Genomic DNA, 11,797 nt, shown 5'->3' with positions numbered 1-11,797 from the left:
TTCCCATGCAGGGGCGTAACCGTGTCGATGATTTGACTGTCGGCGAAAACGTCACCGTTCCAATGAAAATGGTTCGCGAGGTCACAGGGTGGCTTGGTGACACGGGAGCCGACGATGAACTTCAGCCCGGCCTCGTCGAGAGACTTCAGGTTGCTGGCGGAAAGCATGCCGGCATCGGCGGCGACGACCATCTCCACACCGGCGATATCGTGACGGTCCTGGTACTGGCGGATTATCGAAGTACAGGGCCGTGACGTCGTAAAGCACCAGCGACAGGCCATCGGTTTCGGTGGCGTACTCGAAACATTTCGTGGCGGACCGATCCAGGTAATCGATTGCAGCGCAACGTTTGAGCACGTTGGTGTAGGTGTTGCGGTGAACCGGTGCCATGTCGATCTCCCCGACGACCCGGCGCGTGTCGGTCATCTGACGTCGGCTCGACGAAACCGCTACCAGCACACACTGTCAGCCAGATCCGGAAGTCGCCTCCACGCTGTGCAAGTCAGGTCGGATCCTGCACATGCCGAAGCCGGCCCTGCTGCGTTGAGCGGCAGGGCCAGCTTCGTGGTGCGTGGTTCGGATGGTGTTCGGACTCAGTAGGCCGTGGCTCCGGCGTCGACTTTGAACTCGGTCGACGTGATCATGCGGGCCTCGTCGCTGGCGAGGAACAGCACGCCGTTCGACTGGTCGATGGGCTGGGAGATCTGGACCGGGAGTTGGTTGACCATCATGCCGCCCAGCTGGGGGTGGCGTTCGAGGAAGCCGGCGATGAGCGGCTGGATGTGGGCGGTCATCTCGGTCTCGACACCGGTGGGGTGCAGGGTGTTGACCCGGATGTTGTGCTCGGCCAGCTCGCTGGCGAATGCCCGCATCAGACCGACGACGCCGTGCTTGGCGGCGGTATAGGGGTTCAGGAACGGGGTGCCCTTGAGTCCGGAGGTGGAGGCGGTGAGGATCATGGACCCGCCGCCGGAGTCGATCATGTGCTGGGCCGTGGCCATGATCGTGTTCCAGACGCCGGTGAGGTTGGTGGCGATGGTGTAGTCCCAGATCTCGGGCGTACCGTCCTGCCACTCGTGGAACACCATGATGCCGGCGTTGGCGCACACGATGTCGAGGTGGCCGAACTCGGCGACGCCCTCGTCGACCACCGCCTTCACACTGGCGAGGTCACGGACGTCGCCCTTGCGTGCGATGATCCGCTGACCTGTCTTCTCGACCAGGCGGACCGTCTCGTCGAGATCCTCCTGGGTCGAGCCGGGATACGTCACGAACGGAATTGGCTCGAGCAGGTCGAGGGCGATGATGTCGGCGCCCTCTTCGGCGAGGCGTACGGCATGGCTGCGGCCTTGTCCGCGTGCTGCGCCTGTGATGAAGGCGACCTTGTTCTCAACCCGACCAGGCACGGGATTCTCCACTCTCTCGACGGATGCTGACGCTCTGCCACGGTCGTGGGTCGACGGGGGTGGGTCAGCCGATTCGACCAACCTAGGGTCTGCTGCGGGGGAATCAAAAGGTGCGTCCTGCTGGCCGGGATCGCCTCGGGCGCAAAGATTCCCGCGCGGCTTACAGTGCCGATTACAAGGTTCCAGCACGCTGGAGCGACCGCGTCGACCTACGATGAGGAACAACCAATGACAATGGACGAGACGTCCGCCCCGGACGCCGGGCCCCAGTTCGCCTCCGGTGCACGAGGGCCGCTGCCGGCGTGGGGTGTGCCGGACGCGGTGAACAGCACGGTCATCGATTTTCTCGGCGGACTATGGCGTCGGGACACCCTGAGTGTCCGTGACCGCCAACTTGTCACGATCGCGGTGAACGTCGCACTCGGTGTCAACGAGGCGCTCCCCATCCACGTGCACAACGCACTGAAGGGGGGTCTGACAGAAGAGGAAGTCTACGAGCTCATCCTGCACGTCGGTGCCTATGCCGGGTTCTCCCGTGCCACAGATGCTTTCAAGGTCACCAAGGACGTCCTGGCTGCCGGGCGGGCCGGTTAGGAGGCCAGGGGTCAGGTGACAGACCTGACGTACGAGTCGACCAGCCGCTTCCTGGAGACCGAGAAGGGAAGCTCCGCTACCACGTTGCCGGAGAAGGTCCGCCGCTTCTGCTGCTCCACGGCTCAGGGCCGGGTGTCAGCGGGTGGGCGAACTACCGCGGCAATCTGGCCGCCTTCGCGGCGCACTTCACGACCTATGTCCTGGACATGTCGGGATACGGCAAGAGCTACCCCCTTGACGGCAACCCCTTCCAGGTCACCGGGGGCATCCTCGACTTCCTGGACGGTCTCGGGCTGCAGGCGCTACCGATGGTGGGGAACTCCTTCGGCGGCGCGATGGCGGTGCGGATCGCCGCTGACCACGCCGATCGTGTGAGTCGTCTCGTCACGATCGGCGGGGTGGCTTCACCCTGTTCAGCGCTGCTCCGTCCGAGGGCATCGAGCTGCTGATCGACTTTGTGGAGGACCCCACCCGTGAGCGACTCGTGACCTGGATGGAGTCAATGATCTACGACCCGGCCATCCTCACCGAGGAGTTCGTCCAGTTTCGCTGGGATCCTTCCGTTGCGCGACGTCACGAGCTGACCCCCAGCACGCACGAAGCTGGCGCTCCCGACCGGGGGCGCCAGCTTCGTCTCGTAGGTCAGGGGATCAGCGGGCGACCCAGCCGATGTCCTCCCAGATCGTCTTCAGCGCTCCCACGGGAACACCCCAGGTCTCGATGTAGGTGACACCTTCCGGGCCCGCCGTCATGGTGTAGGACGTGCCGGCACGGCTGTGGAACAACTGGCCGGGCGTGACCACGACCGTCTCCAGCGCGTCGAGCGGGCCGTACTCGATCGTGTACTGCCCTTGCAGGACGAGCACGATCTCATCGATGTTGTGCGAGTGGCGGGGGACCATGAAGCCCGGCTTGACTCGGAGCGGGTTCCGGTTGAACGCCGGGATGTCGATGGGGCCGCGGTAGCTGGACATGTTGTCGGCGAAGGTCGCAGGAAAGTCCACGGGCGCATCGGCGAGCGGGGTGCCGTCCTGCCACAGGTAGCTGGGGTAGACCGCAAGGGTCATGTCCACCCAGTCAGCGTCGTCGGTCAGGCTGGCGTGTGCGATCGGCATGGATCGACGGTTTCACAGTCACGTCTGCGGGTTATGGCGATCGTTTCACTGGGCAGGACAGATCCCGGCCAGTGAGCCGCTCATTTGACGGCATCATGGCGTTGCCCCAACCTTCGAGCTGTGCCTGCCAACTACGCAGATCTCCTGTCCGATGACGGGTGGGAGCCGCTTGACTTCTCAGCCCCGAACCCGAACTTCTACTGGCACGACGGGGGGTTCCTCGCGGATGCTCCCGTCGACGTCGAAGCCACTCTCGGCGGTGCCCTGTTCGGCACGACGGTCGTCGACCCTTGGTTCCAGTGGCGTCCTCGGCGCGTCAAGCCCGGCTTCACCATCCCGACGTGCCACCACAACCTCGGTCAGATGGTGATCGTGCTGGACGGCGACATCGAGGTTGCGTACGGCCAGGAGGAGGGCGCGCAGACGATCGGAGCGACCGAGTTCTGGGTCTGCGAGGCCGGCACGCCCTACTCCGTGACGGCGGGGCCGCAGGGAGCGACGTACGTCGAGAGCTGGGACGGCCCGATGGCACTCATCGAGACGTACTGGCACGACGACGCGACCTGGGTCCGTCGGTGAACTCTACGAATGGACATCCCTGATGCCTGTTGAGTCCCTCGGATATCTCCGGCTCGAATCGACCGATCTCCCAGCGTGGGAGAAGTTCGCAGGCGAGTTCCTCACGGACGACCCGGCGTCTACTCGCCTGAGCGCTATGCGATCGAGTGCAGTTTCGCCGGCCTGCGGGTCAAGGGTGAGAAGCCGACGTACGCGATCACCGAGGGCGCTTTCTGGGGCCACAAGTTCACACCGCCACCCGCCTGAGCCACCGTGCGTGCGCGAGGATCCATGTCCAGCAGGCCTCAGGGCAGCCGGGGGAGTCGACGATGAGGCTTGAGCGAGAACGCGTCGCGGTCGTGACGGGAGGCGCGAGCGGTATCGGCCTCGGCTTGGCGGAGGCGGCCGCGCGCCAAGGCATGCGGCTTCTCCTCGTCGACCTGGACGAGGAGGGGCTCGAGCAGGCCGCAGCGCGCGTACGTGAGACGGGTTCGCGAGTCGAGACGGTCGTTGCCGACGTCTCCGACGCCGGCGCGGTCGAGCGGGTGGCGGACCGGGCCTTCGCCGCGGGCTCCGTCCAGCTCGTCTGCTCGAACGCCGGCGTGGTCGTGCACGGGAACGCGTGGCAGATCTCGGCCGCCGACTGGGAGCGCGTCCTCGGCGTCGACCTCATGGGGACGGTCCACGTCATCCGCGCATTCGTCCCCGGGCTGCTCCAAGCACACCGGCCCGCGCGGCTGCTGGTCACGGGATCGATGCAATCGGTGACCGCCCGCGCCGGGATCAGTCCGTACGTCGCCGCGAAGCACGGCCTGCTCGGCCTGTGTGAGTCGCTTCATCACGACCTCGCCGCCGTCCACGCGCCGATCGGCGTCACACTGATGATGCCGGGCCTGGTCGGCACCGCCATGAGCGCGGAGATGCGGCCGGAGTCGATCTCACCCGCAGAGGCGGCGAAGATCGCCTTCGCTGCGATCGAGGGGGACCGATTGTTCGCGTTCACCCATCGGGACCGGATTCCCGAGGTCGAGCGTCGCTTCGCGGCGATCCTCGGCGACGGGGTGCTGCCCGGTGCCGTGGACCCGGCGAGTCCGACCTACTCCTGAGTCAACGATCACGGTTCCGGGCTGCATCTGATGTCGACCCTCCTCAACCACCTCGAAGACACGGAAGGTCGTTACGGCCTCCAGACGATGTGCGAGGGCGGCGGCATGGCCATCGCCACCGTCATCGAGCGGCTGTGACCGTTCGGTCGTCGGTCAACCGGTAGGCGATGGCCCGCTCGTCGGTGCCCGGAACGTCCATCAGCTCAGCCTGAACGCGCTGGCCGATCGCGATGCCGGGAGCCTTCGCGTCGAGTACGATGCCGGGCAGCCGCGGACCTTCGTCGAACTCGACGATGGCGACGATGTACGGCACGAGGTGTGCGTAGGCCGGGATCACCGGGCGGTGCACCACGACGAAGGTGTAGACCGTGCCCCTGCCGCTCACGTCGGAGAACTCGGTCGGGCCGGCGCAGACGTTGCAGCGCTCGAGCGGACGCGCGAGCCATGCACCGCATCCGGTGCAGTGGCACAGCGCGATCCGGCCCTCGCGGGTGGCCTCCCAGAAGCGGCGGCTGTCCTCGTCGATCAGCGGAGCCGGGGGAGGGGACGGGGTTGCAGTGGTGTTCATCGGACCGCCTGGTAGATCAGGGCGCCGCCACCGGGGCCGGCGCCAGCCGTGACGAGCGCGTTGGTCGCGTTCTCGACCTGTCGTACGCCGGCCTGTGCACGGAGCTGCAGGACCGCCTCGTAATGGTGGTTGAGGCCGTGGATGTAGCCCTCGGACAGCAGGCCGCCGTGGGGGTTGACGACCACGTCGCCACCGTACGTGGCTCTCCCCTCGGCGTAGAACGCCCCCGTCTCGCCCTTGTCGCAGAAGCCGAAGTCACCGACGGTCGCGAAGGTCGTGGCCGTGAAGCAGTCGTACATCAACGCGAGGTCCATGTCGGACGGTCGTAGGTCGGTGCTGTTCCACAGGCGCTTGGCGGCGTACGCGGAGTACATCTCTGAGTAGTCGGGGAAGCCGCCGGTCCAGGAGCCGCCGTTGGTGTGGGCCTCACCGAAGCCCACCACCCGGATCGGCGTCTGGGGTAGGTCCTTGGCCCGGTCGAGCGTGGTGATCACGAGGGCGACGGCGCCATCGGTCTCCAGGCAGCAGTCGAGCATGCGGAACGGCTCATTGATCCAGGGCGAGGCCAGGTACGCGTCCATGTCGAGCGGCTTGCGCTGCATGGCGTGCTCGTTCGCGACGGCGTGCCGGCGCGTCGTGATGGCGATGTGCCCGTAGTCCTCATCGGTGACGCCGTAGACGTGACGCTGCCGCTGACCGAACGCCGCGAGCCACATCGATGGCACGACGTACCCGCTGAGCGCGGCGAACTGCATGTCGCTACGAAGCTGGATGCTGGCCTTGGTGCCGTACCGATTGCCGGAACGGCCGTTGAACGAACGGAAGACGACGGCGGTGGTGCAGTGACCGGCCTGAACCGCGGCTACCGCTTGGCCGACGACGGTGACGGCGATGTTGCCCCCACCGCTGAGGTCGAGCGCTACGCCGAGGTCGAGCGCACCGATGGCTCGACCGACGTCGGCCGCCGCAGCCGAGTCGTTGGTGTGGAAGTCCAGGACGCCGTCGACCTCGTGCGCGGGGATGCCGGCGTCGGCAAGTGCCCGGCGGGCAGCCTCTGCTGCCATCGCCAGCGGCGTACGCCCCGATTCCCTGCTGAACGATGTCCTACCGATACCGACCACAACAGCTTCACGCTGAGTCACGGGACCTCACTCTCTCTCTCGTCCTGCAGGACGTCTGATCGACAACAGAATTACCGACACCGGGAAGCTCCTGCGTCGACGGTTCCGGCCTTGGTCGGTGACGCAGCCGAGGGCGCGATCACAGTCTCCGTCTGATCACTCGCGCGAAGCCGAGGCCTCGGCAGGCCGGCGATGGTGTCCGCGATCGAGAGCCCGACGCGCGACGGCGGCCGATCCGGCTCGCCGACGAGCGCGCGCATGCCCCCATGGGCTTCGGCAACGGCCGCGAAACCGGGTTGGTGCGCTCGAGCTCCTCCGGCCCGAGGCCCCAGCGTTCGAGCGTGCCGGGACGGAAATTCTCGATCACGACGCACATCGCCGGTGTCAGGGTGTGAAGCGCTCACAGGTCTGGTCCGCATCTTTCAAGACACGTGCTCCGACCCGGGTTGTGGGTCGGAGCACGTGTATCGAGGTTGTCGAGGCTCAGGCCGCGGGAGGGCCGCCCACGAAGGTCGGGCACGTGGTCTGGCCAGGGTTCTGCGGCCACTCGGCGGCGGTCAGCGGTGCGCCGACCACGCTGGCGAGGGGACCGAACTCAGCTGCAGCCTTCTCCAGCGTCGGGACGTCGAACCCGTAGACGTCGATGGCATTGCCGGAGAGGATCTGCTTGGTCTCCGCCAGCGGGACCTCACTGAAGACCGCGCGCAGGGCCTCGACGGTGAAGGGATGGGTGCCCTCGGAATGCGGGAGGTCCGAGCCCCACATCAGCCGGTCGACGCCGATCTGGTCGCGCATCGCGCTCTCGGCCGGCGACATGAACGACGCACCGACCCAGACGTTCGTCTTGAAGTACTCGCTCGGTGCCTTCGGGAGCGCCTGGGCGGCCGGTCCACCGAAGTACTCCGTGGCGCTTCCCGGCTCCAGGGCCGAGCGGTAGACCGCGTCGCAGGCCGCGAGATAGCCGGGAACCCAGCTCGCACCGACCTCCGTGTAGACGAACTTGAGATCGGGGTGGCGCTCGAAGACGCCAGACAACAGCAGATGGGCGAGACCACGGCGGTTCCAGGTCATGCCCTCGAGCATGCCGATGATGCCGGCAGCGGGTCCGAATTCAACGGTGTTCGGGTGACCTGCGTAGTTGCCGTGCTTGTGCGGGATGACACCGAGCTCCGCACAGAGCTCCCACAGCGGCTCGTAGCGCGGCAGGTAGAGCGGCACGAGTCCCCCGGGTGTGTCCGACGGAAGCAGGATCGACTTCAGTCCCAGATCGGCGATCCGTCGCACCTCGGCGAGCGTGTCATCGATGTTGTTCAGGAAGACCTGGGCGATGCCGACCCGACGCCCCGGAAGGGCGTCGCAGAACTCGGCGAGCCACGTGTTGTGAGCCCGGATCCCGGCCATGCGCCGCTCGTACTCGCGGGTCGACTGTGGGACGGAGACGCTCAGGACACCGCTCGGGAAGAAGGGCGGAGCGGTGTTCGGAAAGATGACCTCGCCGACGATGCCGTCGCCCTCGAGCACCTTCTGGCGCAGGTCGTGATCCCAGCTGATCTCGGATTCGAAGCTCGCCACGCCCAACTTGATCTCGTGCTTGTCGACCTCCGTCCACGGGTCGTGGAACTCCTTTGTCCACTCATCGAACTCAGCGTGCCAGTGCTTCGGCAGGTATTCGCGGTATCCGAGCAGCGGTGCACCGCCGTGACAGTCCGCTGAGATGACGACAAGGCGCTCGTCTGAAGACGCCGGGTTGGATAACTTGGCCATTCGTACAACCTCCGTTGTGAAACTTCGGGCATGCTCTGCGGGCGCCACGTAACTGGAACACGCTTATCCTCCAAAGTGATTCACCTGTTGTCGAAGGCCTGTCCCGCTCACCGCAACGGGTCGTTCGACGTACTGATGGCGACGGCTAACGTCCTGGGGTGTGGAGGCTCGACCGGTGAGGTGCGGCCACCCTGACCCTCAGACGTGCAAGGCCGTAGCGGAGGTAGGTAAGAGCAATGTGGAGAGAAGAGCGTCTGCTCATCGGCGGCGAGCTGGTGGCGGCAGAGGATGGCGCCACCTACGAGAACTACTCGCCGTACACGGAGGAACTGATCGGTGTCGCTGCCGATGCCAGCCTGGCGGACGTGCGGCGCGCGATCTCCGCTGCTCGGACAGCGTTCGACACGAGCGAGTGGTCCCGCGACACGGCGCTGCGCGTCCGATGCCTGCGGCAGCTGCACCAAGCCCTGGTGGACCACGCCGATCACCTGCGCCAGATCCTGGTCCAGGAGCTCGGAATGCCGCTCAGGTCCACCTATGGTGCCGGACTGGACGCGCCGACGAGCTCGATCGGGTGGTACGCAGAGGCTCTCGAAACCTTCGACTTCACTACGGATCTCGGTGTCGTCGAAGTGTTCGGTGGCAAGCATCGGCGGTGGGTCGAGAAGGAGGCGGCAGGGGTCGTCGCCGCGATCGTGGCCTACAACTACCCATTTCAGCTCGCCCTCGCCAAGCTCGCTCCAGCTCTCGCAGCCGGTTGCACGGTGGTGTTGAAGGGCGCGCCGCAGACTCCGTGGTCGGCCCTTGCGCTCGGCAGGCTGATCGCGGAGAACACCGACATCCCCGCGGGTGTCGTCAACGTGATCACTTCATCATCCGCTGACGTCAGTGCAGAGCTGACCGTCAGCGCAGAGGTCGACCTGGTGACCTTCACGGGTTCGACGCCGGTCGGCAAGAGGATCATGGCCTCGGCGAGCGGGACCGTGAAGCGGGTCTTCCTCGAGCTCGGCGGGAAGTCGGCGCTGGTCGTCCTCGACGACGCCGACCTCGATGCGGCCGCGATGACGGCCGCGTACCACGTCGTCTCGCACTCGGGGCAGGGTTGTGCGGTCCTGTCGCGGATGATCGTGCCCCGCGCCCGGTACGACGACATCGCCGCCCGTGTCACGAAGGTGCTGGAGTCGGTCAAGGTCGGTGATCCGGCAGACCCGCAGACCTTCATGGGGCCGCTCGTCAGCGCCGAGCAGCGGGAGAAGGTCAGCGGCTACGTCGACCGGGCGATCACGGCCGGCGCGAAGGCTGTCATCGGTGGACGGGTGCCGGAGGACCAAGACAAGGGCCACTTCTATGCGCCCACTCTGATCGTCGGCGCGGACGAGGACTCCGAGATCGCGCAGGACGAGCTGTTCGGCCCGGTTCTGGTGATGCTGCCTCATGATGGTGACGAGGACGCGATCCGGATCGCCAACAACTCCCCGTTCGGGCTTTCCGGCGGTGTGATGTCACAGGACCGTGAGCGGGCGCTCAAGGTGGCTCGCGGCGTGCGGACCGGTACGTTCAGCGTCAATGGTGGCGTGTACTTCGGGCCCGATGCGCCGTTCGGCGGCTACAAGCAGTCTGGTTTTGGACGCGAGATGGGCCTGGCGTCGTTCGACGAGTTCCTCGAGGGCAAGACCCTCGCCGAGCCGGTCGTCTGACACTCCTCCGCCATCGACTGTCGCAGACCTAGGCGCAGGGTTTATTTGGTAAAATTATTAAGCTATTAGTGCCGCGACAGGAGCATCCCATGAGCCCCTTGGTTCCCTTGGCTGTAGATCCAGACCTGAGCCCACTTTTCGCCCTGCCGAGGGTCTTTCATCGTCCGGCTGCTGTGATGACCGGATCCGCATCATGAACCTCACGATGTTGCTCGAATCCGCCGCTCAGCGTTTCGGTGACCGGGTCCTCGTCGGGCGCCGCGCCGATGGGTTGACTGCGGCCCAGCTCCGACGTGCCGCACTTCGCGGCGCCGAGCTGGTACGTGAGGCCAATGCTGGGTCGATCATCTACGGCTCGGGCAATGGTCCGGGTTTCGTGGTGGCGCTCTTCGCCGCCGCCTACGCGGGGGTGCCGCTGGTGCCAGCACAGCCCAGGCTGGAGACTGATGAGCTCGACAAGCTCTTCACGGCCCATCCCCACGCCTTGGCGATCGTCGAACCGGACGCCTCCACGCTGTGGGAGCGAAGCGAGGATCGAGCTCTCACGAGCGCGCAATGGCTCGCGGTGACGACTCGGACCGAGGGAGGGGAACCGGACCGAAGCGTCACGGAGAGCGACGCGCCGGCCGTCATCGCACACACGGCGGGCGCGACCTCGTCCCCGAAGGGCGTGGTGCTGCGGCACGCCCCGCTTACCGCCAGGGTGCTCGACACGGTCGAGGTCGGCTCCGCCCAGCCGGATGAGGCGGCCCTGCTCGGCGTCCCGATCTTCGAGGCGTCGGCCGTCGCCCACCTGGTCCAGAATGTCTATGCCGGGCGGCGGACCATGCTGCTCAAGCGTCCCGACGCTGAGGAGTGGCTGGAAACGGTGCGCGCCGAAGGCATCACCAGTGCGCTCGTGGTTCCTGCACTGCTGGCGCGAATCCTCGACAGTGATGACGACAAGTCCACGCCCTCCCTCCGTACGCTCGAGTACGGCGGCGCCCCCATGCCCCCCTCGCTCATCCAGAGCGCACGGGCGAGGTGGCCGAGCCTCGACTTCGTCCACGGGTACTGGCTGGCCGAGTTGAGCTCAACGGTGGCGGAGCTCACCCGGGACGACTACCAGGCGGTGTTCGCGTCGTGGGATCCGTTCGTCCGTGCACGGCTGGGCTCCGTGGGCCGGCCGGTCCCCGGTGTGGAGATCCAGATCCGTAACAGCGCGGGCACTGTGGTGGATCCCGGGGAACGTGGTCGGATCTGGATCCGTGGCGCGCACGTGTGGGTCGAGTACATCGCGGGTGGGCCCGCACTGGGCGAGGATGGGTTCTTCGATACTCGTGACGTGGGCTTCTTCGACGAGGACGGGTACCTGTTCATCTCTGGGCGTAGTGACGATGCGATCGTCACTGCAGGCGAGAGCATCGCCCCGTGGGGCATCGAGGCCGCGCTCCGACGGCACCCCGCCGTCTCCGACGTCGCAGTGGTCGGGTTGCCCGATGCCGCGGGTGACCAGCAGAACGTCGCTGTCGTCGTGCTGCGCTCGGGGATGCAGGTGGCAGCCGACGATCTCCGCCGCTACGTGCGCGCCGCCCAGCCGTTCCTGAAGGGGCCCGACGAGATCGTGTTCTGGATGGAGCTGCCACGTACGGCGACGGGAAAGCTGGTCCGGCGCAACATCGTGGATCAGCTGCGCGCATTGGCTGGTTGGTAGACCGGACTGACACGGGAGGTGTCGCGAAGCCGCACCCCTGCTGTTCGAGGAGCCGCACGCGACTCGTTCGATCTCCTCATGCGAAGGTCGCTCGCGGGCGACCGCCCAGAGTCGGCGATGCGCCACGATCGGGAGCGCCTCGTCTCCACAACCAAACCTTCGAGGTTCATTTAGG

The 11,797-nt window shown here is 66.4% G+C and carries 12 protein-coding genes and 2 pseudogenes; 8 read left to right on the top strand and 6 right to left on the bottom strand.

Annotation, left to right across the window (positions count from 1 at the left end; all coding sequences use genetic code 11):
• The first annotated feature begins 5 nt into the window (after positions 1-5).
• Positions 6-254, top strand: a complete 249-nt coding sequence (locus ACFYVR_RS23705) for a hypothetical protein (RefSeq protein WP_387477807.1) — start codon at positions 6-8, stop codon at positions 252-254.
• A 339-nt stretch (positions 255-593) separates the two neighbouring features.
• On the opposite strand, the gene ACFYVR_RS23700 is transcribed toward ACFYVR_RS23705, so the two are convergent.
• Positions 594-1,406 carry a mycofactocin-coupled SDR family oxidoreductase gene (locus ACFYVR_RS23700; protein WP_387477804.1) on the bottom strand — a complete coding sequence of 271 codons (813 nt, stop codon included), beginning with the start codon at positions 1,404-1,406 and terminating at the stop codon, positions 594-596.
• Positions 1,407-1,634: 228 nt separating this feature from the next.
• On the opposite strand from ACFYVR_RS23700, the gene ACFYVR_RS23695 reads away from it, so the two are divergent.
• Positions 1,635-2,000, top strand: coding sequence for a carboxymuconolactone decarboxylase family protein (locus ACFYVR_RS23695; protein ID WP_387477802.1), 366 nt, complete (start codon positions 1,635-1,637; stop codon positions 1,998-2,000).
• Positions 2,001-2,107: 107 nt separating this feature from the next.
• Complete coding sequence (locus tag ACFYVR_RS23690; RefSeq protein ID WP_387477883.1) at positions 2,108-2,449, top strand: alpha/beta fold hydrolase; 342 nt, start codon at positions 2,108-2,110, stop codon at positions 2,447-2,449.
• A gap of 201 nt (positions 2,450-2,650) precedes the next feature.
• On the opposite strand, the gene ACFYVR_RS23685 is transcribed toward ACFYVR_RS23690, so the two are convergent.
• On the bottom strand, positions 2,651-3,115 hold the full coding sequence (locus ACFYVR_RS23685; RefSeq protein ID WP_387477800.1) for a cupin domain-containing protein: 465 nt from the start codon (positions 3,113-3,115) through the stop codon (positions 2,651-2,653).
• A gap of 120 nt (positions 3,116-3,235) precedes the next feature.
• Between ACFYVR_RS23685 and ACFYVR_RS23680 the strand changes: the two genes are divergently transcribed.
• The 3 genes and pseudogenes from ACFYVR_RS23680 to ACFYVR_RS23670 all read left to right on the top strand — a co-directional run.
• A complete protein-coding gene (locus tag ACFYVR_RS23680) occupies positions 3,236-3,694 on the top strand; it encodes a hypothetical protein (RefSeq protein WP_387477798.1) in 459 nt (152 codons plus the stop codon).
• Positions 3,695-4,002: 308 nt separating this feature from the next.
• Positions 4,003-4,779: an SDR family NAD(P)-dependent oxidoreductase gene (locus ACFYVR_RS23675; RefSeq protein WP_387477796.1), complete on the top strand. Its 777-nt coding sequence runs from the start codon at positions 4,003-4,005 to the stop codon at positions 4,777-4,779.
• 15 nt (positions 4,780-4,794) lie between these two features.
• A pseudogene (locus ACFYVR_RS23670) lies at positions 4,795-4,917 on the top strand (steroid 3-ketoacyl-CoA thiolase); the annotation flags it as partial.
• Here ACFYVR_RS23670 and ACFYVR_RS23665 read toward each other — a convergent pair.
• The 4 genes and pseudogenes from ACFYVR_RS23665 to ACFYVR_RS23650 form a co-directional block, all read right to left on the bottom strand.
• Entirely contained in the window at positions 4,901-5,347 is a 447-nt protein-coding gene (locus ACFYVR_RS23665) for a Zn-ribbon domain-containing OB-fold protein (RefSeq protein WP_387477794.1), read from the bottom strand. The pseudogene ACFYVR_RS23670 and the gene ACFYVR_RS23665 sit on opposite strands and share 17 nt — an antisense overlap.
• Entirely contained in the window at positions 5,344-6,411 is a 1,068-nt protein-coding gene (locus tag ACFYVR_RS23660; protein ID WP_387477791.1) for a nonspecific lipid-transfer protein, read from the bottom strand. The genes ACFYVR_RS23665 and ACFYVR_RS23660 overlap by 4 nt, the downstream gene beginning before the upstream one ends.
• 239 nt (positions 6,412-6,650) lie before the next feature.
• Positions 6,651-6,838: pseudogene (locus ACFYVR_RS23655) on the bottom strand (CoA transferase); the annotation flags it as partial.
• A gap of 113 nt (positions 6,839-6,951) precedes the next feature.
• Complete coding sequence (locus ACFYVR_RS23650) at positions 6,952-8,232, bottom strand: amidohydrolase family protein (protein ID WP_387477788.1); 1,281 nt, start codon at positions 8,230-8,232, stop codon at positions 6,952-6,954.
• A 236-nt stretch (positions 8,233-8,468) separates the two neighbouring features.
• Between ACFYVR_RS23650 and ACFYVR_RS23645 the strand changes: the two genes are divergently transcribed.
• Both ACFYVR_RS23645 and ACFYVR_RS23640 read left to right on the top strand, forming a co-directional pair.
• Complete coding sequence (locus ACFYVR_RS23645) at positions 8,469-9,929, top strand: aldehyde dehydrogenase family protein (protein ID WP_387477785.1); 1,461 nt, start codon at positions 8,469-8,471, stop codon at positions 9,927-9,929.
• 193 nt (positions 9,930-10,122) lie between these two features.
• Positions 10,123-11,622, top strand: coding sequence for a class I adenylate-forming enzyme family protein (locus ACFYVR_RS23640; RefSeq protein WP_387477782.1), 1,500 nt, complete (start codon positions 10,123-10,125; stop codon positions 11,620-11,622).
• The last annotated feature ends 175 nt before the right edge of the window (positions 11,623-11,797 follow it).

Origin of the sequence: Rhodococcus sp. NPDC003318 (genome assembly GCF_042879035.1) — a bacterium.
In the GTDB taxonomy this organism is placed as follows: Bacteria; Actinomycetota; Actinomycetes; order Mycobacteriales; family Mycobacteriaceae; genus Rhodococcus_G.
The sequence above is the reverse complement of the archived record's forward strand: the minus strand, read 5'-3'. Positions and strand labels throughout refer to the sequence as shown.

What these genes read in the sequence shown, in the direction of transcription:
- ACFYVR_RS23705 (WP_387477807.1), top strand. Translation starts at nt 6, where the DNA reads ATGCAGGGGCGTAACCGTGTCGATGATTTGACTGTCGGCGAAAACGTC.
- ACFYVR_RS23695 (WP_387477802.1), top strand. Translation starts at nt 1,635, where the DNA reads ATGACAATGGACGAGACGTCCGCCCCGGACGCCGGGCCCCAGTTCGCC.
- ACFYVR_RS23685 (WP_387477800.1), bottom strand. Translation starts at nt 3,115, where the DNA reads ATGCCGATCGCACACGCCAGCCTGACCGACGACGCTGACTGGGTGGAC.
- ACFYVR_RS23675 (WP_387477796.1), top strand. Translation starts at nt 4,003, where the DNA reads ATGAGGCTTGAGCGAGAACGCGTCGCGGTCGTGACGGGAGGCGCGAGC.
- ACFYVR_RS23665 (WP_387477794.1), bottom strand. Translation starts at nt 5,347, where the DNA reads ATGAACACCACTGCAACCCCGTCCCCTCCCCCGGCTCCGCTGATCGAC.
- ACFYVR_RS23660 (WP_387477791.1), bottom strand. Translation starts at nt 6,411, where the DNA reads ATGGCAGCAGAGGCTGCCCGCCGGGCACTTGCCGACGCCGGCATCCCC.
- ACFYVR_RS23650 (WP_387477788.1), bottom strand. Translation starts at nt 8,232, where the DNA reads ATGGCCAAGTTATCCAACCCGGCGTCTTCAGACGAGCGCCTTGTCGTC.
- ACFYVR_RS23645 (WP_387477785.1), top strand. Translation starts at nt 8,469, where the DNA reads ATGTGGAGAGAAGAGCGTCTGCTCATCGGCGGCGAGCTGGTGGCGGCA.
- ACFYVR_RS23640 (WP_387477782.1), top strand. Translation starts at nt 10,123, where the DNA reads ATGAACCTCACGATGTTGCTCGAATCCGCCGCTCAGCGTTTCGGTGAC.